Source organism: Mesorhizobium sp. M4B.F.Ca.ET.089.01.1.1 (assembly GCF_004022605.1).
In the GTDB taxonomy this organism is placed as follows: Bacteria; Pseudomonadota; Alphaproteobacteria; order Rhizobiales; family Rhizobiaceae; genus Mesorhizobium; species Mesorhizobium abyssinicae.
In genome coordinates this window covers 1-24,841 of the sequence record NZ_RZOS01000002.1, presented here as the reverse complement: position 1 = coordinate 24,841, position 24,841 = coordinate 1, and the positions used below count along the sequence as shown (strand labels likewise).

Annotated in this window: 21 protein-coding genes and 2 pseudogenes; 6 read left to right on the top strand and 17 right to left on the bottom strand. The window is 57.7% G+C overall.

Annotated elements, in window-relative coordinates; genetic code table 11:
* Positions 1-41 precede the first annotated feature (41 nt).
* The 4 genes from sctV to EN780_RS00390 all read right to left on the bottom strand — a co-directional run bounded on the left by sctV (position 42) and on the right by EN780_RS00390 (position 3,989).
* On the bottom strand, positions 42-2,105 hold the full coding sequence (gene sctV / locus EN780_RS00405; RefSeq protein WP_024505383.1) for a type III secretion system export apparatus subunit SctV: 2,064 nt from the start codon (positions 2,103-2,105) through the stop codon (positions 42-44).
* Positions 2,106-2,337: 232 nt separating this feature from the next.
* Entirely contained in the window at positions 2,338-3,228 is an 891-nt protein-coding gene (locus EN780_RS00400) for a hypothetical protein (protein ID WP_024505382.1), read from the bottom strand.
* 117 nt (positions 3,229-3,345) lie between these two features.
* Positions 3,346-3,588, bottom strand: a complete 243-nt coding sequence (locus EN780_RS40300; protein ID WP_224570034.1) for a nodulation protein NopA — start codon at positions 3,586-3,588, stop codon at positions 3,346-3,348.
* 71 nt (positions 3,589-3,659) lie between these two features.
* A complete protein-coding gene (locus EN780_RS00390) occupies positions 3,660-3,989 on the bottom strand; it encodes a hypothetical protein (RefSeq protein WP_081714433.1) in 330 nt (109 codons plus the stop codon).
* A 1,348-nt stretch (positions 3,990-5,337) separates the two neighbouring features.
* Here EN780_RS00390 and EN780_RS00385 point away from each other — a divergent pair.
* The gene (locus EN780_RS00385; protein ID WP_245454733.1) at positions 5,338-7,452 is read left to right on the top strand and encodes a hypothetical protein; all 2,115 of its coding nucleotides are present in this window, start codon (positions 5,338-5,340) and stop codon (positions 7,450-7,452) included.
* A 525-nt stretch (positions 7,453-7,977) separates the two neighbouring features.
* On the opposite strand, the gene EN780_RS00380 is transcribed toward EN780_RS00385, so the two are convergent.
* The 12 genes from EN780_RS00380 to EN780_RS00325 form a co-directional block, all read right to left on the bottom strand.
* Positions 7,978-8,781, bottom strand: coding sequence for a hypothetical protein (locus EN780_RS00380; protein WP_024505378.1), 804 nt, complete (start codon positions 8,779-8,781; stop codon positions 7,978-7,980).
* Between the two features lie 356 nt (positions 8,782-9,137).
* Positions 9,138-10,175 carry an EscU/YscU/HrcU family type III secretion system export apparatus switch protein gene (locus EN780_RS00375; RefSeq protein ID WP_024505377.1) on the bottom strand — a complete coding sequence of 346 codons (1,038 nt, stop codon included), beginning with the start codon at positions 10,173-10,175 and terminating at the stop codon, positions 9,138-9,140.
* Positions 10,172-10,990, bottom strand: coding sequence for a type III secretion system export apparatus subunit SctT (gene sctT, locus EN780_RS00370; RefSeq protein ID WP_024505376.1), 819 nt, complete (start codon positions 10,988-10,990; stop codon positions 10,172-10,174). The genes EN780_RS00375 and sctT overlap by 4 nt, the downstream gene beginning before the upstream one ends.
* Before the next feature lie 8 nt (positions 10,991-10,998).
* Positions 10,999-11,274, bottom strand: coding sequence for an EscS/YscS/HrcS family type III secretion system export apparatus protein (locus tag EN780_RS00365; RefSeq protein ID WP_024505375.1), 276 nt, complete (start codon positions 11,272-11,274; stop codon positions 10,999-11,001).
* Positions 11,275-11,276: 2 nt separating this feature from the next.
* Complete coding sequence (gene sctR, locus EN780_RS00360) at positions 11,277-11,942, bottom strand: type III secretion system export apparatus subunit SctR (RefSeq protein WP_029354851.1); 666 nt, start codon at positions 11,940-11,942, stop codon at positions 11,277-11,279.
* Positions 11,935-12,963: a type III secretion system cytoplasmic ring protein SctQ gene (gene sctQ, locus EN780_RS00355; protein ID WP_095769044.1), complete on the bottom strand. Its 1,029-nt coding sequence runs from the start codon at positions 12,961-12,963 to the stop codon at positions 11,935-11,937. Before sctQ ends, sctR begins: the two co-directional genes overlap by 8 nt.
* Positions 12,964-13,052: 89 nt before the next feature.
* Positions 13,053-13,565: a hypothetical protein gene (locus EN780_RS00350; RefSeq protein ID WP_032899688.1), complete on the bottom strand. Its 513-nt coding sequence runs from the start codon at positions 13,563-13,565 to the stop codon at positions 13,053-13,055.
* Positions 13,541-14,899 (bottom strand): type III secretion system ATPase SctN, encoded by a 1,359-nt coding sequence (sctN, locus tag EN780_RS00345; protein WP_024505372.1) that lies wholly within the window; start codon positions 14,897-14,899, stop codon positions 13,541-13,543. Before sctN ends, EN780_RS00350 begins: the two co-directional genes overlap by 25 nt.
* Positions 14,896-15,519 (bottom strand): type III secretion system stator protein SctL, encoded by a 624-nt coding sequence (sctL, locus tag EN780_RS00340; RefSeq protein WP_024505371.1) that lies wholly within the window; start codon positions 15,517-15,519, stop codon positions 14,896-14,898. The genes sctN and sctL overlap by 4 nt, the downstream gene beginning before the upstream one ends.
* Positions 15,516-16,202 carry a nodulation protein NolU gene (locus EN780_RS00335; protein ID WP_269470858.1) on the bottom strand — a complete coding sequence of 229 codons (687 nt, stop codon included), beginning with the start codon at positions 16,200-16,202 and terminating at the stop codon, positions 15,516-15,518. The genes sctL and EN780_RS00335 overlap by 4 nt, the downstream gene beginning before the upstream one ends.
* Positions 16,147-17,010 carry a type III secretion inner membrane ring lipoprotein SctJ gene (sctJ, locus tag EN780_RS00330; RefSeq protein ID WP_024505369.1) on the bottom strand — a complete coding sequence of 288 codons (864 nt, stop codon included), beginning with the start codon at positions 17,008-17,010 and terminating at the stop codon, positions 16,147-16,149. The genes EN780_RS00335 and sctJ overlap by 56 nt, the downstream gene beginning before the upstream one ends.
* A 9-nt stretch (positions 17,011-17,019) precedes the next feature.
* Entirely contained in the window at positions 17,020-17,529 is a 510-nt protein-coding gene (locus EN780_RS00325) for a nodulation protein NolB (RefSeq protein WP_024505368.1), read from the bottom strand.
* A gap of 187 nt (positions 17,530-17,716) precedes the next feature.
* Here EN780_RS00325 and EN780_RS00320 point away from each other — a divergent pair, with 187 nt between their 5' ends.
* Complete coding sequence (locus tag EN780_RS00320; protein WP_024505367.1) at positions 17,717-18,415, top strand: secretin N-terminal domain-containing protein; 699 nt, start codon at positions 17,717-17,719, stop codon at positions 18,413-18,415.
* A 301-nt stretch (positions 18,416-18,716) separates the two neighbouring features.
* Positions 18,717-20,651, top strand: a complete 1,935-nt coding sequence (locus EN780_RS00315; RefSeq protein ID WP_024505366.1) for an HrpF/NolX family T3SS translocon protein — start codon at positions 18,717-18,719, stop codon at positions 20,649-20,651.
* Between the two features lie 1,137 nt (positions 20,652-21,788).
* Here the strand turns inward: EN780_RS00315 and EN780_RS38585 are convergent.
* Complete coding sequence (locus EN780_RS38585) at positions 21,789-21,989, bottom strand: hypothetical protein (protein WP_024505365.1); 201 nt, start codon at positions 21,987-21,989, stop codon at positions 21,789-21,791.
* Between the two features lie 100 nt (positions 21,990-22,089).
* On the opposite strand from EN780_RS38585, the pseudogene glyA reads away from it, so the two are divergent.
* From glyA to EN780_RS40295, 3 genes and pseudogenes are all read left to right on the top strand, one after another.
* A pseudogene (gene glyA / locus EN780_RS00300) lies at positions 22,090-23,410 on the top strand (serine hydroxymethyltransferase).
* A gap of 57 nt (positions 23,411-23,467) precedes the next feature.
* Positions 23,468-24,643: a methionine adenosyltransferase gene (metK, locus tag EN780_RS00295; protein WP_063169265.1), complete on the top strand. Its 1,176-nt coding sequence runs from the start codon at positions 23,468-23,470 to the stop codon at positions 24,641-24,643.
* Between the two features lie 100 nt (positions 24,644-24,743).
* Positions 24,744-24,841: pseudogene (locus EN780_RS40295) on the top strand (adenosine kinase); the annotation flags it as partial.

Here is a 24,841-nt window from a genome sequence, read left to right as displayed (position 1 = left end):
TTATCGGGGAGGCGCGTGGCGTTCAGTTAGGAAAGGTGGGACTACTCTAACAATCCGCTGTTCGATCCGTGCGGGAGTGTGACGGATCCTGCGGGGCGAATTGTAAAGTCGGAGGCGAGGTCTTGATAAGACAGCACGGCGAGATCAACCCCGTTTCGCGTCAGAAAGCCGCGGACGAAACGTCGGACATCCATCGACGTCAACAGAATAGGGCGGGTTTGACCCGGTTCTGCGTTCGAAAGGACCTGACGTATCTGTGATAGCATCGCTTCGCTTTGCCGATCCTCCAGTGCGAGATAGGGGCCTGCATCCGAATCTCGAACCGCGCCACGCATCACATCCTCGCTCTCGCGCTCGACGACCAGGGCGGACACGATGCCCTCCGTGTTGGCATGGCGGTGGCAGATCTGTCGCTTCAAACCAGAACGGACATATTCCGTCAGCAGGGCAACGTTCTGCTCACGCTCGCTCCATTCGGCCAATGCCTCCAACACGAGACGGGTGTGGCGGATTGGGATACCTTCCTCCAGGAGGCGGCGCAGAACATCGGCAATCCGAGGAATCGGCGTCGTGCGTAGCACCTCTTTCACAAGCTCAGAATATTCCTGCTCCATTCGGCCCAGGAAATGTCGGGTCTCTTGGATGCCCACCAATCGCGGTGCGTAGCGGGTCAACGCTGCATGGACGCGCAAGGCGAGGAGTTCGCCGGGAGCCCTATGCTCCGTGCCGGCGCCCGTAAGGGCCTTTGCAGGGGTATGTTCAACCGGGAGTGTGTCCGTTTTCGGCTCACGTCTAAGGGGGACACCGCTCGAGTCGACGTGCGCTACATCGGCTCGGAGCGCCATCTGGTTTGGATCTAAGGCGTCCTGTTCGACTGGCACGCCCTCGACATCAATTCGGAATTGCGATTCAGGCAGCTGCTCGTCAACCAAGACAGGGATGCGAGGAACGATAATGCCCAGATCGGCTGTGACCAGGAGCGAAACGCGCCCAATATGTTTTTGCAATTCGGCTTGATCGACCGCCTGCATAAGATCTGGCGCTAGAAAAAATGCGATCGGGAATTCCTTCGCAGGCGCGGCTTGCTTAGGCTCCGCTGCAGTTCCACCTTTCGCATCGGCAGTGCCGGCGCCCAGCACATCAGCCTTGACAATGCTTACCGCAGCGAACACTGCGGCCAGCATCAGAAAGACGGGGAGGGGAAACCCAGGAACGAACCCCATTACAACCAGGACGCCGGCCGCCAGTCGCAAGGCTCGAGTGCTGGCCGTGAGCTGACTGACCATTTCTGTACCGAGGTTGATCCTCGCCGTCCCAGTCACACGGGTGACGATGGTCGCCGCAGTAATGGAGAGCAGAAGGGCCGGAATCTGCGATATCAATGCATCGCCTATCGTCAGCAGAGTGTAGTGATGCAGTACCTCGCCGAAGGACATGCCCTTGGAGAGCAGGCCGATCGAAATTCCACCCAGCATGTTGATGCAGATAACCACCAGCCCGGCGATGGAATCGCCCTTCACAAATTTCATCGCGCCGTCCATCGCGCCATAGAGTTGGCTTTCCTTCTCCAATTCGGCGCGCCGCCGGCGGGATTCGTTGGCATCGATGTGGCCGTTGCGTAGCTCTGCGTCGACCGCCATTTGCTTGCCCGGCAGAGCATCCAGCGTGAAACGCGCCGCCACTTCTGCCACCCGTTCGGCACCCTTCGCGAGGACCATGAATTGCACCATGGTGACGACCAGAAATATGACGAAACCCACCACGATATTGCCTGAAATGACGAAATCGCCAAAAGTATGAATAATGCTGCCGGCCTCCCCCTCGGCCAGGATCAGTCGCGTCGTTGCGACCGTGAGCGCGAGACGGAATACAGTGGAAATCAAAATAACGCCGGGCAAAGAGGAAAAATCAAGTGGAGTACTGACATACAGGGCAACCATCATCAGCAGTATGGCCAACCCCATATTGAATCCTATCAGGGCGTCGACCACCACGACCGGGATAGGCATGACCATCATCGCGACAGCCAGAAGCAGCATCAACGCAACCATTAAATCCGGGCTGGCCGGCGCACGCTTGATGAAGTCACGCAGGACGTTGGCCATCGAGACACCTTTGCAATCGGTTGAGACTTACTCTGCTGTTACGCCATGAAACGTGGCTTTCGAACTCCGAAGGCGCCTCAGCCTTGGCCAGCGCGTGACCCTGCATGAGAGCCACAAGCAGGCGCGAAATGGCTGGGCAGCAAATGTTTCCAACGCAGCCAGCTTGTCAGCACCGAGCGCGACAGGATGTTTGGCTGGCCATAGAGTGCTGCTTGATGGGGCCTGCGAGCTTTCAATATTGGAGAGCAGCAATGCGGCCATTCCTGCTCAGCAGCACACGGCTGTCCTCAATACGTTCGACCACCCATCCATCAGCCAAAATGGCGCCGACAAAATACTTCTCGCTGTCGATGACAATATATGGTTGGACCCCATGCCACACAGCTTCGACCGCGATTGCGGATGGCGCCTTCTCCTCTTTGATGAGCACTCCGTTCACCAGTGTTAGAGTACCCTTGGTGCGACGATCGAACGATTGCTGAAGCTTCTGCCAGCTGATGACCGATTCAGACGTGACGGTGCCTTCGGCGGTCACAACACCCTTTGCCGACCCAATCTTGACGTCGAGAAGACCCGCTCGATCGACTTCCTCCTGCAGCTCTTGGGCCGCTGCCTCCGTAAGTTCATTGTCAGCGCGGTGACTGATCGTTCTGGACGCGACTTCAGCCCGAAGTGAATTGGGGCTCGATCCACTTGCATTGCCAAGATAGGAGATCGTGCCTGAAAGCGCGCCGATCCCGAGTGAGCTGATTATGACCATGGCGAGCACACCGATCGGTAGGCGCGGTATGCCGGTCGAACCAGGCGGCTCTGCATCCTGCACGGACAAAGCAATGGACATCTCGCCTACGAGCAGGACGACAGGAAGGGGCACAACAACGGACTGGCCTGCGGCGATATTCCGGTTGCCCTCGATACTGAGTCCGGGTGCAAGCGCCTCCAGTTCGATCGACTTGCCAAGAAGAGTTACACGAAGGTGATGCGGTGCCAGTCCCTGCTCGACAAAGACCAAATCGGCATCGAAGCCGCTGCCGATTAAACACTTTTGAAGATCCGTCTTGCCGGTCAGACCGCAATAGTGCCCCGAACGCACTTCGAAACGGAGGGAAACGGCGTCATCCACAGAGCATCTCTCAAACAGGATAGAAGCCGCATGGCAATTGCCATGCGGCTCATTTCGGGACTACGTCGCGTCAATAAGGAGACGCGCTAGGGGGCAGTCTAAAACCCGCTTCCGACATTACGAAACGCGTTCGTCGGCGGCCTTCTTGATGGTCTGGAGATTGGTCGTTAGAGTGCGCAACTGGACACTCCTTTTCGTCGCCTCCAAGCTAACATTGGTTAGTTCCTGCACTTGCGCCTGAAAAGCAGTAGCATCAGCTCCGCTTGTATTGCCGGGAGTGCCACTGTTAGTTTTATCGGTATTGCCGGCGCTACTGGTATTGGTATTGCCTGATTTTTTATTATTATCAACTGCAGCCATGATCATTCCTTTTTCTGTTGGAGTTGTGCCGTCAATAACGGCCTGTATGACCTCACGCCGGATTTCCCGCGTCAGGCATCTTCTGTGTCATCCAAAGCTTCATCGGCCTCAGCCATCGCATCGTTCGCGAATTGGAACGCGAACGATCGCAGGATACTTTGGAAGGCTTCACTTTGTGCTGCAGACTGTGAGTTGTCTTGAAGTTGATCATTTGAAACGGTCCGGTTATCCGCCCGATCGTTCCCGCCAGCTGCCTTGCCATCATTCCCACCAGCTGGCTTGCCATCATTGCCATCAGCCGGCTTGCCATCACCAGAATGCTCGGATTTCGAATCCCCATGGCCCTTTCGGATCAAGGAAGTCCCGAGGTTGCCAACTCCACTCCCAATTGCTGCTATCATCAGGTACTCCGGCATTTGCCATTGGCGGCGACGTGTTAAAGGTTAGCCTCGATCAAGCTAAGGGCGGGAGCTTTCGAGAACCTGACGGCTTTTGACAAAAACCGGCCAGCGCAAAAACGTATGCTCTGCAGGATGTTGCTCTCGCATCGAACAGTCGACCACGATCTCGGCTGTTCGGCCAATCCCGCCGTCCACGCATGCCGCGACCGAATGGCAGCCGCAGCAGCTCGTTTGCATCCTCGATGCTGTGGTGTCGAACAGGAGACACGGTCCACGTGCTGCATGACCGCAATGACCGTATTCTTGCTGGCTCCACGGGCGCACGCAACGAGCAGGAACTCGGTCTTTGCATCACCATTCTCTCGCCTGCACATCACGGCCCGGCGCGGTGAGCTCATTGGCTTCGAGAAGGTCGGCGACCGTACGAACATGGGATGGTCTGCCGGCTTTGGGAGGCCGGTGCGGATCCTCTTCTCACCATATCGAAAGCTTGAAGCGGTCGGATTTTCTTGCCCTGTTCGTGAGAACTCCCATCGTCAGCTAATCGTCAGCCAAGCGGTCTATCTAGGCCGGCCGTGCCTGACCTTCGGATCCAAAGGTCCCGTCTCGACACTTTTTGTAACTATAGATCGAAATGGTCCGCGTGATACGCAACGCACACGCTTCTCTGAAGCAAATGTGTGACTTTGTCGGTGGCGAACGAGAGGAGTGACGCATCAATAAAATCGTCAGGCACGTGTCTAGGAAGGGGAGCTAGCCGAGTTGGTCTGATTTCATTCGCTGTTCCTGGAAATCGGCGGACTGAAGCGCTGATAATCTCAGGACATCGATGGCAACGTTGCGAAAGTCCTGTGAGCTCGGGCCAATCTTGGCCTGCTACTGAGAAGCACTTTGGCGGGAACATTACGCCGTCGCGGGTCTGGCTGACCGTGACGTTAACCGAAAGATGCCGCTGGTCTCGTCAGCCGCCAGCACAATAGCAGCACATTCTCGCCTACTACGGAGACGCAATATGAAGGGCATTGGCCGACCACGGAAATCGCAGGCTGAAACTGGAGCCAGCCGCGCGGGGCGGGCGAGCAGTTCCCTTTCGCAATCAAGTCTTGCTGCGGGAGAAGGTGGACAGTCATTCGATTCCGTTGTGGAGCAGATGCGCTCTGGGGACGCCGATAGGAGGCCCTCCTCCCTTCCAGTTGCGCGCGGTCCAGGCGATGCCCGCGAAAGTCTGCCAGGCGCCTCGATTGGCGAAGATCAAATCCTGAACACACCGCGACGTGGAGCCGCTGCGCCACCACGCGGAACCGTAGCGCCACGTGGCGCAGCCGCAAGGCGGCGCGGTTCTCCCTCCATGTCTGAGGGCGAAGCCATGGCGCCGGTCGGTAGCCAACTATCAACCGCGCAGGTGGAAGGCACCAGCTCATCGTCAAATGAAGATATCAGTCCGACACAGCTCAGAATGAACAGTCTTGTTCAACAACTGACTGATTGCGAGGCTGCGGCCAGGAAAACCGACGTCCCCGAGGAGGCGGTGGAGCTGATCAGTCGGGTCGTCGATGCAGCCTCAGCAATTCTGGAGTACCGCGCTAGCCTGCCTGCGGCTGAGGCGCAGACAATTATGCCAGACGACAAGGTGCGTAGATGTTGCCAGATCGTGTGCGACGCCGCGAATGAAGTAGACAAACTTGGCCTGTCGACGATCACGAAATTGGACAAAAAGACCAAGAAAGCGGCAGGTATGGTCGATAAACTCTACTCCTACTCCCAGGCGGACCGGCAGGAGCTGTTGATTTTAAATGTGGAGAACCACCATACGGCGGCAATTAAGTGGTGGGAAAAAAAGGCATGGCGCTCCGAACGGCAGCGATCCGCCTGCGCTGCCACCGCTAGCCTATCCAGTGGAACGCCCGTGATGCGGGAAGCCGAGCGGTGCGCACTGCGGCTGCGTGCCGGCTCGGTACTGAGTGTCAGGATCTGGCTGGTCCGTGAGCGGATCGGTCTTGCGCGGGCCAAGATTGAACTGCGGGCGAGCAGGTTCGAGCCAGATTTGAAGGAACTCCTCGTCGGTCGAAATGGAGTGGTGCAGCTGATGGCAAGCGCCGCTCAAGAAGCTCTTCGCGCCCTCTCTTTGGCGAAGGGCATAATGGATGATGGCAAAACACTCAACGCTCATGATTGCGCGGTTGTAGAAAAAATCATGGAGCGGCTTTCGGATTTTGGATTGGCGTTGCACGAGGTGCATACCAAGCTAAGCCATACCTACCCAGATGCCGGCCTCCCATTGAAACTGTTCGAACGGATCGTGGACGATGCATGGATCACTGCGCACGATGCCATGCACTTGTTGAACCTGCAGTCTCCGCCGTCAGCCATCATGGCGCCACAGGCCCAGGCGGGCGCTGCGATGCCGGCCAGGGCAGGCGCTGCGATACCGGCTGGCACTGCTGGTACGGCTGCAGTGTCAGAAGGCACTACAGCGCGAAGGAAAGGGAAGTCAAAGCATAAGTCGGCAGCTCGCGCCGGGACTTCTGCCGCCGGGCAGCCATCAACACCAGTCGCTGCGAACGCCGGCACAGTGCCAGCAGCCAAGGTTCTCGCGCGCTCGGATCAAGTTGCGAGTACACAGGTGAGAGCGCAAGAGGTGGCTGCGAGTTCGTCGGGGGCAGGCTCGACAATCGGGGGCGCCGCGTTGTCAATGGAGGTATTGACGGAGCGGCTCAAACGATTGGACGAACTTTTGCAGTTCGATCTGGCCGGTCAGCAAAGCGTCGTCTCCCAAGTGCGCCAGATGAAGCCTGAGGAGGCCGGTAAGGTCGTGGACGATGTGGCCCAGTACCTGCGAGCCCAGGCCATTGAGATGCAAACCTGTCTCGCCGGGTTGCAGGGGCGTAATGTACGCCTGCTACTCACCTCCACCCAGCTACCCAAAGTGCACGAACGCACAGACCAGCTCAAAGGGTTGCTGAACATGGTGCTGGGACAGGCCAACGCATTGAATGAAGGAAAAGCCGGCATTACGACTGATTGCATGAAGACCTACGCATTTCCGGCGCAAAAATACCTGGAACATTTGTGCAATGCCGACGAATTGATGCCGCCGGAGGCACCGGTCGCGCTGCGTGGCGAGCCAGGAAAGCTGTTTGAGATGAAGCTGCAGCCCAAGATGCTGGTCAATGGTGCGATGCCGAGCCCGATGTGGGTGCACATCCACACGAGTCGCCCCGTCATGGCCAGAAACTTGGAAGGGCTGGCTGATTCCGAATTCACCGCTTGCCACGTGAAATCCAACGAACAGCGCGGCTACAATCGAGAGCGAGAGGAAGCCGATGCTAGGTCCGGTCGCGAGAAGGTCATAATTCATCGCGGCAAACTCACCCCCGCTTTCTGTAAGTCCTTGTTGACCTCAGGGCTTGGCCGCCAACCACGCCATTCGCGTGCCGAGCTCCCGTCGGCGCAGGCTGCATGACAGGGCACTCAGAATGCGGCCGGCCACGCTGTGAGTCAGCGAGCATTTCTCCTGGCCAAACCGCGAATGCCGCTGCGCGAGTTGCGGTCCGGCGATTGGAGTCGATCGGCTACCGTCAGGGCCGATTTGCGATGTCGCGTTACCGGCTGTTGACGTGGCGGCGTATCTTGCCTCCCATCCAACTTATCGCCGAGATCGCGCCGCCAAGATCGAGGCGGAAGGTCTTCCTGCGAGCGCGGAGCAGGCATAGCCGATCCGATCGGGATCGGCGCATCGCAACGACCCAACGGTGTGGTGGAGAAAATTGGATTCGGGAGAGCTCGGTTCCAAGAGGCGGAGTTCCGGCCCGAATACAATCCGCTCGCAAGCACCCACGATGCGCATCCGCAGTTTATTGTCTGGGAGATGGGCTGGATTGCTCGGCGGCGCTGGCGCTAAGGCGGGGCTGTCGCCGGACAATTAGCATTCACTGCCAACAGCCTTGCAACCGTCACCAGTTGCAAGGCTCGGCGGCGGGTCGACAAATCACATGAAATCGTCGTCGGACCCGCTATCGCTGCTGTCGCTATCCTCGGTTTTGTGGAGATAGAGTGGAGGTTTGCCTGCACGCTGCCACTCACCGGCACTGTTCTTCGTCCATTTGTCGGGATGCTGCGTAGGGTCAAGCACCAGGTCGCCATGATCCACTTCAACAAACCCCATCGTCTGCGCGCGCGCTTGTGCTTCCGGATTAGCCGCACGCCAATTCAGCAACGGTCGGTCGCCGTCTATCCGAAGTTGATGCTCCAGCAGAATATCGCCCGCATTTTCGACGAGCGGATGGGCGACTTGAAGATCCACTATGGAAGTGACCTCAGTTCGACCAGGAAATTGTTCCCGCCAACTTTCCGATTCGAACTCGTTCATGCTGAATCCGCCTTCCATTCTCAGCAGTCCGGCACTCCGGTCTCCCAATTGGTAACTGAAATATCGCGCGTGCTCCGTATCTCGACGGATGCCATATTGCTGAGCAACGTCCGCGGTGCGCCTGGCTCGTGACGATACGAACTCCGAATACTCTTGAGGATTGTCGGCGATGTGCGTGATTTCATCACCATGAAATTGCCTCACCTGTCTCCTGAAGGAAGTCCTGTTGATCTCCACCACAGGAGGTCGGGAATTGAGGGAGTATGCTTGGGGAGCCGCCGATGATGAGGCGCCGCTACCTTCCGATCCGGATAAGTGCATTCGGGCAAATGTGTCCGCGAACCCTTCGCTTCCTGCATCCGATTGCTCGCCGGCATTATGCGCGCGGTAACTATCGGATGAGCCACCAATTCGACCATACATGACGATTCGTACTCCTATGTTTCGCAACCGAGCTCAAGTTAGCACGGCTGTTCAACATAGGGCGCTTAGTTGACGACTAGCTGACGAGGGCATTCCAACGGCTGCACCAATCAAATCCGCACTGCCGGCCTCAAAACCTCGGACTGCGCCACGCACCGGCCAGCAGAGGCTGCAAGGTCATGCCCGGAGGACTTGCCGTAGTTGCTGGGTGGCAGATCCGAGGGGAGTGATTGCCCCAGGCCCGCGGTTGCGCGGTTGGCCTGACAGAGACACTGGGGCACGGATGGCCAGCCGACATTTGCCACTAGCATGGAGCCAGGTCAGTTTTGAACTGGGCAGTCGTGGACTTCCAATGACTAGGCCAAGCCTGCGGCAAAGAATGCTTTCGCGACAGGCTGGAAATATTGCATAGGAACCGCGTGGCCGAGTTTTGTAGTGCCTATCAGCTGACGCGCTAAGACATGGTCATGGACGATCGTCAGGCGTAGTGCCCGCGCCTCGCTCAACACATGTGAAACGCGCTCACCTTCGGCACGGCAAACTAAGAACGGCACCCCGGTTTCACCGCGAACGTAACGCAGACCGATCAGGACCGCCCTTCCTGTTAAGACCAGCGTGGCGCGATGCACGCCAAGCGCAGGCTCGTCGGCCGCCTCCTCGCGGATGCGACGCTGTTCACCTTTCAACTCTGGCGCTCCTTGCTGATCCTTCGACTCGCGCGTCACTTCGGTATTGGTCATGCGCATTTCGCGCAGATACAACGCGCGCTGGAGCAGAAGATCGATCAGTCCGCCGACCAGCAGTGCGCCGGCGCCAATTCCCATCAGCAATTTTGTCTCCATAAAGATGAGGCCAACACAGCCCATGCCGCAGATCGGCAGAGGGACCATTGTCTTCCACATCCCGAGAAGGACAATGGAAAAGGTTGCGCTGAGAACCAATACCTTGAACATGGTCTTGCAGACTTCGACCATGGAACGAGCAGACCCCAAGCGCTTCAGCCCTTCAAAGGGGTCAATTTTCTTAAAGCTGAGCTTCATCGGCTCCAGAGAGAAGACAAATCCACCATTGGCTAGCAGGCTGGCCAAAATCACCGCGGCGACAAGGGTTCCAAGCAGCGGGCCAACAGCCGCGACTGTGAGTTGGACGAGCACAACCAATGCCTGCGGCACCGCGGTATCGAAAGGTAGGCTCTGCAACTTGGTGGCTAATAGGAGCGCTTCCCGGCATTTGTCCTCGATCACGCTGCCTCTTAGCCAAAGGTAGCCGAGCCCAGCGCAAGTCCCGACCGCGCGGACGAAATCGGAGCTACGTGGCAGCTGTCCTTTTTTGCGCGCTTCACTTAACTTCTTCGGGCTGGCGGCGTGTGTCTTCTCTTCACTTGTGTCGCTCATGGCAGCAATTTGTCGAACCACTCCAGCACGCCGTTGGCACGTGTGACCTCCAGTTTCATGCTCTCCACCAGATAGGCAGCGTAGGTGACCATGAGAACTGGAAAGACAATGTTCTTGATTGCCGGAGACAGTTGGCTCGCCTTAAATTGCGGGGCAAAGCGACGCAGCAGCATCATCGATATATCAATCAGTATCAGGAAGAACACGACAGGCCCCGATACCAATAATGCCGTGCGCATTATGCTGTCGAGAAGCCCCAACAACTCCATTGCTCCTGGCCCACTCAGTGTCGGGTGAAACTGATACACCGGCCAGATCAAGTAGCTGCGGTACAGGACACTGATCAAAGTTTCCAGGCCTCCTGATCCGACGAATATGGCAATCGCAGTGATCCCCAGAAAAACGCCCATCGCGGAAGCCTGACTGTTCGTCGCGGGATCGGCCGAAGCGGTCGGGCTGCTGATGCCGCGTTGGTTGTCGATAAGCTCCCCGGCAGCCTGAAGGCCCCAAAGCGGAATGCCAAGAAAAGTGCCAAGGAGTACACCGACAAAAACTTCCTTGAATCCGAGCAGGGTTAGCTGGATCAGGCGCGTATCAGGATCCAGCGCCGGCAATCCGCCGCTGACGTGTGCCAGGCATGGTAGTGCGAAGCCAACAGCCAAACAGCCCCGGATCAGCCCACTGATCTGCGAGCGTGTGAATACGGGAAAGATCAGCATGATGCCCATCGCGCGGGCTGCCCCAAGACCTGCCGCAACGACGAGTTCGAGAGCCGTCTGGATCAGAATTTGAATATCGGCCGATGGCGCGTCCATGGGGCGGACTAGTAGCTAAGTGTCATTGCGGGAAACTCGGTGAAGATCTGATCGGCTAGCTCTATGAGCGGGGCGCTTAGCACAGGAGCAAACAGCCCAATCACCGCGACAACGACCAGAAGCTTCACGGTGAGCGGCAAGCTTTCATCCTGGATCTGCGTCGCCGCCTGGAGGATGCCGATGACGAGGCCGACAACCACTGATGCAATGAGCGGCGGTAGAATCCAGATCATGAAAACCACCAGTGATTGGCTCATAAGAGTAATGATGCTGGATTCAGTGATGATCAGCCTCCCGGTAACGTATAACTCAGCACAAGCCCATGCATCAATTTTGACCAACCATCAATGGCAACAAACAAGAAGATCTTGAACGGGACAGATATAACAGTTGGTGAGACCATCGACATACCCATTGCCATCAAGATAGTTGTCACTATCAGATCTATAACAATAAAAGGCAGATAAAGTAGAAATCCTATCTCAAATCCGCGCTTCAATTCTGATAGCAAGAAAGATGGTACAAGTATTGCAAAGTCATCAGGCGTGGCTGCAGCGTGCATTTCCTCTGGCCAGACCTTTTCTGTCGAAGATAGGAAAAATCGCCGCTGCTCTTCATTTGTGAATTTCTTGAGATGCTCGCGCAAGGGCTCACTTCCGGCTTTAGCGGCGCTTACCCAGTCGTCGAATGTCTGATAGTGGAGCTTGGGATCCGACATGCGGTCATAGGTCTGCTCAGCAACGGGCGCACTAACGAACATAGTGAGGATCATCGCCGCGGCGTACAGCACCACATTGGGTGGTATGGTCTGGGTCCCGAGCGCATTGCGGACGAGGAAAAGAACAATTGATACCTTTACAAAGGCCGTTGTCGTGGCAACTGCTAAAACCAGCAGACCGAGTCCGGCGGTAACCGCAAGAAGCGCCAGGATTGTCGGCTGAGCTTCACTCATTGCATGCAAACCCGCCACGGAGCCTGATGCCCAGCTCTTCTCCGATGCGGACAATGTCGCCACGCCCGATACGCTGACCATTGGCCACTATGTCGACCGGGCCGTCGATCGGCCATCCAAGTTCAAAAATATGCCCTTCGCCGGCACTTCTTAATTCCCCAAGAGAAATAGGCCAGCGGCCGCATTCAAAGACAAGCACGATCTCGACATCGTCGAGATCCTTAGTAAGCTCCAGTTGCGATCCGGGTTGTGTCATATGCGCACTCTCCAAAGGACACGGTCGCGGGCGGAAAGGCCCCCGCAAGATTAATTCATCGCCGTCAAGATCCGCCTCGGCGCACAACTGGCCGACAGCTAGGGTGATCTGGCCGCGGCCGAACGGCGCAATATCGGGCAACAATGCATCACCGACACATGCGCTTCGAAGAAGCGCCGCAGGAAGGCGAAGCGTGCCGACCTCTCCTGCAACAATGAGCGGGAGCTCTGGAGGCAGCCCGCCCAGCTGCCGCGGCAACTGGGCAAGCAGTTCGCCTAGCGCGCGAAACGCAGGCGGTACTAAGCCGTCAAGTGGCGTGAACAGGAATAGACGGCCCTTGCCCTTGACCGCGCCGAAAATGATGTCGAGTTCAAGATGAGGAGCCAGCATCGTGGCTTCGCATACCCGCACGAGTTGCACGTTCAGACGCGTCGTCTCCTCCAGTCGAGTGACAAGCGGCTCCAGAGCGAGTTCGAGAATTAGCGAAGCAGTTGGCTCGGAAGGGAAGGCCAAGCCGTTCTGCACTGTCGTGATGAACTCCTCTACGAGCGGGCGCGACAGTGACAAGATGACCGTTTCGGCTCCCACTCTCCAGACGCAGTCAAGCATCGGAATGGCAGCAGGTTCCTGCTGCCAGACAAGCCCTGCCGTTCGCACCGATAGCGGCACCTCGTTGATCCGGCTTTGAAACGGCGTGCGCGGCGCTGCTGTATCATTGAGCCACGAGACAACCGTGTGGGACAGTTTCAGAACTGGTTCGAACATGGCGGGTGTGACCGCAGCGCCTATCAAAGACTGCACGGTCGTGTCATTCGGACGACCTCTTGCGACCGTCGGATCCGGTTGCGCGGCATTTAGGCAAGCGACCCCCTCGCATATTTCAGCAGTATCTCATCGTCGGCCTCGATCTCGGCTGCGGCCTCCGAATGAGTCTCGACGGCGCGCCGCACGTCGTCCTCGATTTGTTGCCATTTGTCCCTTGCCGCCGAACATATGACCCATAGCTCCCTCGTCCTGGACGCCGCCATCTCAGCCTCCTCTTGAGCGATTTGGGTATCATCAAGCATCTGCCGTCTGGAATTGATCTCAGCGGCAAGTTGTTCAGTGTGAAGGCGGTGACGGTCGAGCGCTGCGCTAGACAAGTTGTCGAGTGACATCAGATGCTGATAGAGCGCTGCTTCTTTTCTTGAACAATGTTGCTGTATCATTGCAAGCTCCCTAGAGGCATTTTGTACGGCTGAGGCGGCCACATCGCGCTGGGCTTCCTTCTTGGACAGCTCGCCAAGGGCACGACGCTCTTGCATTTCCTTCAGAAGCCGTAACCTCGAAGACTGAATCCAGTTTACGCGGTCAGACGCGACATCCATGCGACCGTCTCCTCGAAATCTGACGCGTCATCTTCGCTCTGGCGCAGAAACTCCCTCAGTTCGTCGATTGACGCGACAGCCCGGTCAGTCAGGGGATCTCCACCTGGCTTGTATTCGCCAACATTGATCAAGAACTCGGTCTCGGCATAGCGCGACAGGAGCTCGCGGAAAATGGATGCTGCCTTGCGATGTGTCCCCGAAACGACTGCATCCATGACGCGGCTGCGACTCTGCAGCACATCAATAGCGGGGAAATGCGATCGCGCCGCAATAGCGCGTGAGAGGATGACATGGCCATCGAGAATACCACGCGATTCCTCGGCGATTGGATCACCCGTGCCATCACCCTCTACAAGCACCGTATAGAAGGCCGTGATTGAGCCCCGCTCACCCATGCCGGCGCGCTCGAGCAGGCCTGGCAGCATGCCAAAAACGGAAGGAGGAAAGCCCCGTCGCGTCGGCGGCTCACCCGCAGCAAGGCCTATTTCGCGCATAGCGCGGCAGAAGCGCGTCAGCGAATCCAGCATGAGAGCAACGCGTAGGCCTTGATCGCGGAAATATTCCGCGAGCGCAGTCGCCATTGGAGCGCATTGCGCACGCTCTACCGCCGAGCGGTCGGATGTTTCAACCACGACGACCGTACGGAGAAGGCCCTCTTCACCAAGATTCCTTTCGATGAATTCACGAACTTCCCGTCCACGTTCGCCTATGAGCGCCACTATGACGACGTCAGCGGCGGCACCCTTTACGATCTGTGACAACAGCGTCGACTTGCCACCACCTGGCTCGCCATAAATCCCGATCCGCTGGCCCTCGCCGCACGTCAGCAGACCATCGAGGACACGGACCCCAAGCGGGAATGGCCGCTCAATCATGCGCCTCGTCATCGGATTGGGGGCTCTGCCATGCAGGGGCCGAGTTTCGACGGTCTTGATTTCGCCTTTGCCGTCCAATGGGCGGCAACGACTGTCGATCACGCGACCGAGCAAATCGCCGCCGACGGGCACCTCACGCATTCGGCCAGTGGCCACGACCTCTGCGCGGCTGGATAGGCCCACCAAGTCCCCGATCGGTGTCAGCAATACACCATCACCCGACAGGCCGATCACCTCGGCCTCGAGCGACAGCCCGGTTCGCGGGTCCTCTAGGAGGCAAAGTTCCCCAATACGAGTGTCTGGCAAGACGGCATGAACCAGTGTGCCGATAGCCCGCGTGATCCGACCGCGCACCGCACGCGTGTCAATTCGCTTGGCCGCAGCCCTCAAAGACGAGATTGCTGGAACGAGAGCTCGAGTGTCGGCGTCAGCGTTATGTTCTGGGACGGGCTTTCTCATAGCTCGCCTTTCTCACAGAGCGTCCCGAAACCAAGGCGCAGCGCGCGCATCTGGGCGTCAAGTCCAAGGTCAACATTGCCGTACTCGCTCCACAGCACGCAGCGTTGCGGCGACAATGTCGGGTCGGGCTCGATCCGCACCCTTGGTCGACCATCCTGGCCGTCGCATCGAGCAAACTCTCGTGCAAGCATGTCGACTTGCATGGGAGAAACATGAAGGCAAACGTCGGCGCCGCTGTATTGACACTCTATGGCGTGACGAACAGCCCTCACCAATAGCTCGCCCGGATCGAAAGCGCCGATAAGATCGCTCAATATTTCCATCACGAGCTGCGGCAATTCCTGCTCCAGAGCCGCCTTTCGTCGCGCGATTTCGGAGATTGTCTCCGCAATCAACCCTGCCATCTCCTCGGTGCCTGCATTCGAGCCCTCCATGTGGCCGCGCGCCCACGCCCGCTGGTAAACCGCGCGTGCCCAGTTTCGAACGCGCTGCCGATGCCGTTCTGCCGCGGCAAGGGCTTGCGCGGCGCTGTGCCAGGTTTCGAGCTCGCTCGCGGGTATCAGTGGTCCGACTGGACGCATCTGCGGCGCTATTGGCCCCTCGGAAAGTTCGACTGTCATTTCACCGGGGTCTCTGTCTCAAAATGAGCTACTACAAGTGAAAGCAATTGGCCGGCGGCGGTCCAATGCTCATGTGCTGGAGTCTCCGCGGCAGTCCCCTCGGGCAATCGAAGAAGCACGCGGTTACGCTCGGTCGCTGAACTGTCCTGGAGCCAAGCTCCAAGACATGCGTGTCCATCGTATTCGATTTGCTGAGCGAGTTTTTCTGGGTCCGAGATCAGTCTTTTGTCAACAGCATGCAGCAGGTGTCGGATTCCGAATGCGTGTGCATCCACGCCGATGCGTTTAACAAGGATGGCAAGCTCAGGCTGAGAGACAAACGCGACCAGCGAACGGGCATGCCAGATACTACCAGCAAGAAGGGCCGCTCGATATGGATCATGCCCGCGTAGAAGGTCCGGCCTGCAGCCGATGTGGTTCAGATCCACGTCATCGTTGCCCAGCAATTCTGCCAGCCTTGGATGCAGTCTGGAACACTTCTGCAACTTCACTAACGTTTCGGCCGATAACGCTGGATCAAGACGCGCCGCAAGACGGGTTGGATGGGCCGAAGCCGCAAGCTCGCTCGCGCCCGGAAAGTGCGGACCATCAGGTCGGGCGGTCTGTATAGGCATTGGCAATGAGATGTCACCCACGTCCAATTGCAGGCATTCTTTTGCGAATGGCCTCGACAGCAGAAGCATCCCGGCGCCCCTCGACCTTGGAAACGCCGGTTGATTGCTTGCGCCGACGCGTAACAACGCCGATCAAGAGATAACAGGCCACGGCGAATACGGCTGCGGCAAAACCTGTTACGGTCGCCAGAAGTGGCGCAGGAAGAGGTAGTGATGCTTGTGGCAAAACAGCAGTCGGATCGGGCCGTTGCTCGTGTGCGGACCGTTCTACCGGCACCAAAACCACTTCCACCTTATCGTAGGACAGGCCTTCGATGCTGTCGGCTACAAGCATCTTTATCTTTGGCAGCAGAGCCGCGACATTTGTTTTTGCGTCGTGCCTGATAAACACCGAGGCCGAGGATGGCGTGGCACCGGCTCGCACAAGGTCGTTATGCGGCAGCACGACGTGAACACGTACAGAAAAAACGCCATCGATATCGCTGATCGTCCGCGACAACTCTTCGCTCAGGGCATACACGTAACGGGCACGCTCTTCGGTCGGCGAGGCAATCAGGCCTGATCCTTGGAATATCTCACCGAGGTTCTTGAAGGATTGGCGCGGCAGCCCCTTGGCGTTCAGAAGGTTGATTGAGAAGGCGAGCAGCTTTTCGTCAACCTGGATCGTGCTGGTTCCATCCTTGGCGACCACCCGGATCGCGGCGACCCCGTTGTCTTCAAGAAGTGCGAGCATTTCATTTGCCTCACGCTCTTGCAATTGCGTGTAGAGGTCGGCTTTGCAAGCAGTGAGGGCGACGAGAACTGGCAGCATGACAAGTCTAACCGACCGCCACCCTGACAGGCCACGCATGATTTCGCCCTCGGCCAAGCCAATCATGCGCGCGGTTCAGCCTTCCTTCAAAAGTTTATTCACGGATGATGTGACGCCGCTGACGCCTTTGGAGATAAGCGCCACCTGGGTGACGCCGTTGTAAACATCCCGAAGACCAGCCATCATCGTTTCGAAGTCTTGCCCTTGTTGGGGAATGCCCGAGATTCCGGTTCCCGCCTCACCTGGAACGGGAAGCTTCTGCGCCGGTCCCGGTAGAGCGCCCTTCGAAAGGGCTATGTCATGGTCGAGCGCGGGGAAGGAAACAGTGTTGTGTGGATATAGGGAGGAAATCGTCTGCAACACGCGATCGCCCATGCCGCTCGTCGGCGCAGCCGCGCGCTGAACATCCATCGCCGCAGCAACTGGCGCCGCACTCGCTGGCCCCGCGGCGGCATCGTTTTTCAGCGAGTCGGCTGCATGCCCTAAGGCGCGCTCAAACTGGGCCTGCTCGACAATCGACGGTGATCCGACCCTGGGGAGGCCAGCCGTTAGAGTGGCAGAGATCGACGTGACAGGCATCATCATGTAAGGACTCGGTTGCTCTCTCTGACCGGGCGAGCCCCGCCCATTCATCACCCGGTGTCGGCGCAACACTCCTAGGGGGGCAAGCTGACAACAAGCTGACTAACGGCGGCGTCATTTCGACAATCTAAAATCTCTTCGGCAATTTAGTCACTTGTGATGATTTCAGCGTTTGGTTTATCAGTGCGACATGCCGAGAACGCTTATCCAACCCGTCACCCTGCATGTTTTGAGACTTCTTTGTGCCGGGTTTTTTCTGTCCACCGGGATTCACCCGGCGCATGCAGTCCCGCTGTCCCTTCCGGCGACACCCTATAGATACACGGTTCTGGATCAGGAGCTCGCTGCAGCGTTGCAGGAATTCGGCAACAACCTGAATATCAGGGTCAACATCAGTCCTGCGGTGAAGGGGCGAATTCGCGGACGTATGCCTGATTTGCCACCGCGCGCGTTCCTCGACCGCTTGACGAACCTTTACGGTCTACAATGGTACTATGACGGCCTTGTGCTCTATGTGTCTGCTGCACAAGAATCGCAAACTCGAATGCTTTTGATGACGTCGATTCGCTTCGATGCGTTCAAGGGGGCTCTCGACAAGCTTGATATCTCCGACGAGCGCTATGTGGTCAAACCCGTGCCAGGCAATGGCCTCGTCTTCGTTTCCGGTCCACCGCGCTTCGTCGCACTCGTGGAGCAGACCTTTAACGGCTTGGTGGCGCAGGCGCAGGCGCAGACTCACATAGCGGCAACGCCAAAGGAATCAGTGCTGATCTTGTTTCGCGGCTCCTCCACTACGGTCGTTCGCGACGGACGACCGGATGCTTCTTATTCTTCTGACATCCCACAACAGGATAGCGTTGGCGGGAAGCCTGAGCTGGGCAAGAAATGAACATTGAGGATTTCCCGCAGCTCTGAAGAACATGACTGCGGCTACCCCTTTGTGAACTCTTCGCAAACTCGTCAGTTTCTCGAAAGCTAATCCGCTCATGATGAGTCCCGGCAGCTCTCGCGGTGACTCCGGCCATTGTGTTGGACCGAACCTTGGAGCCGGCCCGGAACACAGCAATTGAAGGCAGGGCAGGCGCATTCGTGACCTGCCGACGCTTGGAATTGTCGAATTTTGTGAAACGCAAGGGATCTTCTGTCGGGGTCTCTTGTGGGGATTTCAACGTCACGTCTGAGGATGCATAATGTCGGCCAGTAATCTTTCAACTTTCTACCGCTCAAATTCGCTACAGTCCGCAAGGGGTTGGCCGGGCCTGAAAGTTTCCCATTTTGCGACCCAGCATCAGCAAAGTGCATCGTGCTTCGAAGCGATGCTGTCCACTTGTGTGCTGGCAGACAAGCCCGGCTCTTTCGCGCAAGGGGATCTGCCAGCGTCGAATCTTGATTCGACAATGGATAAATTGCGGCAGGACCCTTTGGGCCATCTGGCACCGGATGTCTTGACATTGAATGGCTTGGAGCAACACCCACTGGATCTGCTGCCGCCAAATATGAGGGCGGCTCTCAAGGAGGACCAATCGCAACGCTCCAAGGCGACTGAAGCCCAACATCTGCTCGGCGTCACTCCGAAGATCGAGCCGGCTCCCAGGCCGAGCCCCGGAATCACGTGGAACGGTGGGTCGCTGACCACGGCTGAGTTGCAGATTGTTGCGGTACTCAACCGTCACAAGGACCAATGCCCGCTTACTTGGAAGTCGTTGACCGACAAAGCCAATGATCCCTCTACGCCACCGGATCTGAAAGCGGCGATCCAGGGACTGCAGCAGGATTCGGGACTTTTTTATGCGATTGGCTCGCAGGGCGACGGCCGCTGTGGAGGCAAGATCAACGCCAAGGACTTGGCCGGATTTTCAAACCACCACCCACAAGTTGCTGCATTTCAGGAAGCCCAAGCGCGAAGCTACGAGCAGAACTACATACCATCCGACGGCAGCGGAGGTTTGCAGCCTTCGGTCATGACCTTGAGCGATGCCTTGCGGGAGTTTTACCGGTACTCCGAAAATCTGTCCAAGGACCTGAGTCTGGATGAGTTCAAGAAAATGGTCGGCGGCGAATCGAAAAACGGCAAATTTCCGCCCCAGGTCATTGCGGCGGCGCAATATTTCCTCGATCACCCCGATGCTTGGAACCAGTTGTGCGGTGGCTCGAAAGGGAAGATGCACAAAGAGGATTTCCTGCAAGTCGCCTCATCGTCGATGAGCCTCACGCAAACTGAGCTGAATACGGTCGAGATGATCAAGGACCATCAGGACACGTTCTTTGGAAGCGGTGTTCTGACTCGCGACAAACTGGCGAAAATGAAAGACGACAAGAGCCTTGATCCGAAAGTGCGGGAAGCAGCCTCTCAGCTCCTTTCAGATCCTCTTCTGTTTGGCCTCCTGAACAATTCGATCACGGGCTATAAGACCCATCATAAATTCTTCGACTTTGGCGGCGGGCATACGGTTGATTCCGGCAATATCAGCAAAAAAGACTTTGCCCATTTTTGCACAAACATGTCGTCTGCGAACCGCAACGTTCAGCAGCCAATCACCCACGGCGCCCAAACCGCAGAAGAGCAGAATGCCGTCGCGGACATGAAGATGGGCCTGATGGACCAGCCTGACATTAAGTCAGCCAAAAAGAACGGCGGGGCCGTCATGCACGTCGTCGACTCCGTGCTCAAAATCGAGACGAAAGTGCTCGACTTGGCGGCAACGGCGGTGGGACTGCTCAGCTTCATTCCGGGCCTCGGACAAGTAGCCGATCTTGCCTCGATGGTTCTCGAGGCTGAGTCGCAAGCAGCCAATCTCCTGCGTACGGCCATTAACGGAGGCGATATGAAGCGAGCGCTGGAGGAAGCTGGCCTCAATATGGCCGCGCAGGCGATCGGCCTTATCGCAGGCCCCGAGGTCAAGCTGGCCATTCGAAATGGGCTCGTAAAGCACCTGATGGAAGAGGCCTTGGCGGCAGGCATTGATCTTTCGGTCTCGACGGCGCAGGACTACGCAGAAGGCTATGTGAATAACCTCAAAGCGCGCCTTGCAGGCGGCCCTGAGCAAAGCCTAGGCCTTCCGAGCATGCCATCATTCCAGAGTGTGGCAAGCAATGTGCCCTTCGTCGGCATTGCCTTATCCTAGCCGTCGCCTTGCGCGGAAGCTTTGGCTCGCGCGCTGACATAAGGGTCATTGTGGCACAAGCAGGGGTTCATCCGCATCAACGCAGCGGTGTTCCTGACGCCATCTGGATCGGACTGTGAGGGGGATGTCCGAAGTCTGTGAAGGCTTCGGTATATGACGACTTCAGAGTTACGCTGAGCCCAGCCATCTCGAGCCGGTGCGCCGGGTCGAGGTTTTCACGGGCGCCGGCCGGCAGCGGGAATGGTCTCCGGAAGGCACGGCGCGGATGGTGGCGGAGCGGCGCAGCCGAAGGAACGGCTGTCGCGCGCCCAGGGCGGCCTCCCGAACAGCAGACGATGATCTCCTGCCTTGGGCCTATATCCTTGTGCCCACGCTCAAGGCAGTCGGCTGAAAACAGCGCTGATTTAAAACAGCATTATCCTGCACTGCACCCTCGATCCTTGCGCTCACCGATCGCTCGTCGACACGCACGCGGTCAAGTCGTTATCGGCGCTATGCCGATGGGCTTCGAGAGCAAGGTGGACGCTGAGCGGTGCGTCAGCCTCAGGGCGCGGCTGGCCAGCTTTGGGTCTCACGCTCTATGACGGCAACACCCGGCTGATCAACTTGGCCTGTTCGCGGGCTCCCGGCAGCGGCGCGGAAGCCACGGTCCGCCTTCCTCGGCTTCAGGCCAAAGATACCGCAGCATGCTCCAGAGCTATGTCTGCCGCCTCCGCCCCATCGTCGCTGGTCATGTGGAAAGGACAAGCAGGCTACGCACCCCATAATCCCGTCGGGCAGGATTCGACAGTCGACGGCGAGACATTCGCCAAACCTCACCCTTGATTCTCAGCAACGTTAAAAAAAATTCACATAATGTTCGTGAGTGTAGTCTCCTGTCAGGTGGTACATTAGCCCCAATATCTGGCGTCTTAGTCGTAGAAAGGACTGTGATCCATCTTCCATTAGCATCCATACCAGCGGATTTACAGCAAATGACGAGAGAGGTCTCATGCGGATTGATGGGGATAGAAGGGCTAGCGGCTTGCTGCATCCCGTCCGGGTTGATGCCAACCAATGTTGACACTGGTAAATCGCCTAAGGACGGCAGCGCATCTTGATCGCCTTCGAATCCTGGGCCTTTGCGCGCATGCGGATCTAACCGTCGGCGAGCTGGCCGATATTACCAGTCTGCCTCGCGAGCAGGTTCGACGCCACGTTCGGCGGCTGGGCAGAGCCAACTTTCTTTGCTGCAACGAACAACGTCCGCAGTCTTCGTACCATATGCAAGCAGGAGGCAAGGATGGCGGGCTGGCTCAATTGGTGGTCGATCTCCTGCCCCACGATGATGGCCATCATAAAAGAGACCTACAACGCCTGGAAGCAATACAAGACGCGCGGTTGAAGGGACCGCCTGCTTGATCGTGAAATAGATCAGTCCAAATGGAGCGCGACTACCATGGATAACTCCGCCGGCGGCGCCATCGCGCAGCCCGACACTTACGGGCGGCCTCACTTAGCCGCCGTCGACTCCCGCGTTCACGAACTGCTTCTAAGACAGGAGCGTCAGGAGCGGACAACTCTCAAACTGATCGCCTCCGAGAACTTTGCCTCCTCGGCGGTGTTGGAAGCGACCGGGTCGATTTTCACCAACAAGTATGCCGAGGGATACCCCGGTGCGCGCTACTACGCCGGAAACGAGATCGTCGATGAGCTTGAGACCCTCGCGATCGAGCGCCTGAAAGCGCTATTTGGCAGTGAACACGCCAACGTCCAGCCTTATTCAGGCTCGCCAGCCAACCAGGCTGTCTATCGCGCGCTTTTGAGCCCCCGTGACAAAGTCATGGGCTTGCCTTTACCCGAAGGCGGCCATCTGACTCACGGTTGGTCCGTCAATTTTTCCGGCAGCGATTATCAGCGCGTCCCGTACAGGCTGCACGAAAAGACACAGCAAATTGACTATGACCACTTGCGCGAGACCGCCAAGCGGGAACGCCCGAAGCTAATTTGGGTCGGCGGAACTGCTTATCCGCGTATTTTTGACTACGCGGCAATGGCCGAAATTGCTTCGGAGGTGAACTCGTATCTGGTGGCTGACATCGCCCACATCTGCGGCCTGGTTGTCGCAGGAGTGCATCCGAACCCCGTGTCCCATTGCGATGTGGTCACCAGCACCTCTCACAAGTCGATCCGCGGTCCCCGGGGTGGCTTCATTTTATCAAGGAATGAAGACCGTTATCAGCCCCTCCATCATCCGAAGAGCAAACACAATCTGCGCCGTGTTCCCTCTTCTGCAAGGCGGACCGCATATGAATACTATCGCCGCGCTTGCCGTCGCTTTGCAGGAAGCAGCGAACTCGTCCTTTCGTGTCTACGGTCAGCAGATCGTCCACAACGCCAAGGCTCTGGCCCAGGCGCTTCTGGAGCGAGGTTATGAACTCGTCACTGGGGGCACTGACAATCACATGCTGATCCTTGATCTTCGGGACCGGCCGCTGTCAGGCAAAGCCTATGCGGAGCGCTTATCGCGTGCAGGCATCATTGCGAATTTCAATATGGTCCCGGGCGACCGGCGGCATCCGGCGCTGACAAGCGGCATCCGCTTAGGGACACCAGCGGTGACGTCCATGGGCATGCGCGAAACGGAGATGGTGCAGATCGCCGCTTTCATCGACTCGGTCTGCCGCCAGCCCGATGACCAGGAAGTTCATGCGAGCGTACGAAGAGACGTTGCCGACTTCTGCACTGCGTTCGATGTTCCCGGCATCCGCGACCGATAAGCCACCCCAATCCAGAAACTCCTCACTAACTCCAGCACTTGAAGCGAGGGCATTTTTATGACCAGGCAGTTCGTGTTCTCTTCCGAATCCGTCGGCGCGGGACACCCCGACAAGATGGCAGACAACATCTCCGATGCCATTCTCGATGCGGTCCTGCGCACCGATCCGAAGGCGCGCGTCGCCTGTGAAGTGTTGGTGAAGACGGGGATGGTCGTTGTGGCTGGCGAGATCACCAGCCATGCCCACATCGATTACAGCCAAGTCGCCCGCGATACGATACTCGATATTGGCTACGACGATGATGCGATTGGCTTTGATGGTCGACGTTGCGCCGTCGTTCTGGCCCTCACCGAGCAGTCGCCCGACATAAGCCAGGGCGTTGATGAAGGACGAGGGCAGGATCTCGGGCAAGGGGCAGGGGATCAGGGCATCATGTTTGGATTCGCATGCAACGAGACGGATACATTGATGCCCCTGCCGATCCAACTCGCTCACCATTTGACGAAAAGACAGGCCGAGGTCCGGAAAGCGGGACAGCTTGGCTGGCTGCGTCCGGACGTGAAATCTCAAGTGTCGGTACGCTACGAAGGGCTCCGCCCGGTGGCGCTGGATACCATAGTCCTGTCAACGCAGCATGACGAAGCGGTCTCACAAGCCACGGTCCGCGAAGGCGTCATTGAGGAGATCATAAAACCGGTCCTGCCGGCCCACCTGGATACTTCGGGGATCAGATTTCTGGTCAACCCAACAGGGCGGTTCGTGGTCGGTGGGCCTGCCGGCGACTGCGGCCTCACAGGACGGAAGATCATCGTCGATTCCTACGGTGGGACCGGGCGTCACGGCGGCGGTGCCTTTTCGGGCAAGGACCCATCCAAGGTTGACCGCTCGGCGGCCTATGCCGCCCGGTATGTCGCGAAGAACATCGTTGCCAGCGGCCTTGCAGAGGTCTGCGAGGTTCAGCTTGCCTACGCGATCGGCGTGGCCAGTCCGGTTTCTGTCATGGTCAATACCTTCGGAACCGCAAGGATCGAGGAAAAAAGGATCGAGCGCCTTGTTCTCGAGGTTTTCAATCTCCGACCGAAAGGCATCATCAAGATGCTTGATCTCTTACGGCCGATATACCGCAAGACGGCGACATACGGACACTTCGGGCGTGAAGAGCCTGAGTTCACTTGGGAGAAGACGGACAAAGCTGACGATTTGCTGCGTGAAGCCGGACCGGCAGCTGCGTGAGGGCGGCTGGATCAAGCGCATGCGGCAACCCATTTCAACTCGCGAGACCACGCCCGGCCGGCGTGGCAAGAAGCCGGCTCGGGTTTTGGCGGAGATTTTGATGCCGGATTATGACGTGCTTTGCATCGGCAATGCCATTGTCGACATCATCGCCCAGTGCGACGAGGAATTCCTCGAGACCAACGGCATCATCAAGGG

What these genes read in the sequence shown, in the direction of transcription:
- metK (WP_063169265.1), top strand. Translation starts at nt 23,468, where the DNA reads ATGACCAGGCAGTTCGTGTTCTCTTCCGAATCCGTCGGCGCGGGACAC.
- sctQ (WP_095769044.1), bottom strand. Translation starts at nt 12,963, where the DNA reads ATGTTCGAACCAGTTCTGAAACTGTCCCACACGGTTGTCTCGTGGCTC.
- EN780_RS00325 (WP_024505368.1), bottom strand. Translation starts at nt 17,529, where the DNA reads ATGATGATGCCTGTCACGTCGATCTCTGCCACTCTAACGGCTGGCCTC.
- EN780_RS00335 (WP_269470858.1), bottom strand. Translation starts at nt 16,202, where the DNA reads ATGCTTCTGCTGTCGAGGCCATTCGCAAAAGAATGCCTGCAATTGGAC.
- sctJ (WP_024505369.1), bottom strand. Translation starts at nt 17,010, where the DNA reads ATGATTGGCTTGGCCGAGGGCGAAATCATGCGTGGCCTGTCAGGGTGG.
- EN780_RS00390 (WP_081714433.1), bottom strand. Translation starts at nt 3,989, where the DNA reads ATGATAGCAGCAATTGGGAGTGGAGTTGGCAACCTCGGGACTTCCTTG.
- EN780_RS00320 (WP_024505367.1), top strand. Translation starts at nt 17,717, where the DNA reads ATGCCGAGAACGCTTATCCAACCCGTCACCCTGCATGTTTTGAGACTT.
- EN780_RS38585 (WP_024505365.1), bottom strand. Translation starts at nt 21,989, where the DNA reads ATGATGGCCATCATCGTGGGGCAGGAGATCGACCACCAATTGAGCCAG.
- sctL (WP_024505371.1), bottom strand. Translation starts at nt 15,519, where the DNA reads ATGACAGTCGAACTTTCCGAGGGGCCAATAGCGCCGCAGATGCGTCCA.
- EN780_RS00350 (WP_032899688.1), bottom strand. Translation starts at nt 13,565, where the DNA reads ATGGATGTCGCGTCTGACCGCGTAAACTGGATTCAGTCTTCGAGGTTA.
- EN780_RS00380 (WP_024505378.1), bottom strand. Translation starts at nt 8,781, where the DNA reads ATGTATGGTCGAATTGGTGGCTCATCCGATAGTTACCGCGCGCATAAT.
- sctT (WP_024505376.1), bottom strand. Translation starts at nt 10,990, where the DNA reads ATGGACGCGCCATCGGCCGATATTCAAATTCTGATCCAGACGGCTCTC.
- sctR (WP_029354851.1), bottom strand. Translation starts at nt 11,942, where the DNA reads ATGAGTGAAGCTCAGCCGACAATCCTGGCGCTTCTTGCGGTTACCGCC.
- EN780_RS00315 (WP_024505366.1), top strand. Translation starts at nt 18,717, where the DNA reads ATGTCGGCCAGTAATCTTTCAACTTTCTACCGCTCAAATTCGCTACAG.
- EN780_RS00385 (WP_245454733.1), top strand. Translation starts at nt 5,338, where the DNA reads ATGTCTGAGGGCGAAGCCATGGCGCCGGTCGGTAGCCAACTATCAACC.
- EN780_RS00375 (WP_024505377.1), bottom strand. Translation starts at nt 10,175, where the DNA reads ATGAGCGACACAAGTGAAGAGAAGACACACGCCGCCAGCCCGAAGAAG.
- sctN (WP_024505372.1), bottom strand. Translation starts at nt 14,899, where the DNA reads ATGAGAAAGCCCGTCCCAGAACATAACGCTGACGCCGACACTCGAGCT.
- sctV (WP_024505383.1), bottom strand. Translation starts at nt 2,105, where the DNA reads ATGGCCAACGTCCTGCGTGACTTCATCAAGCGTGCGCCGGCCAGCCCG.
- EN780_RS40300 (WP_224570034.1), bottom strand. Translation starts at nt 3,588, where the DNA reads ATGGCTGCAGTTGATAATAATAAAAAATCAGGCAATACCAATACCAGT.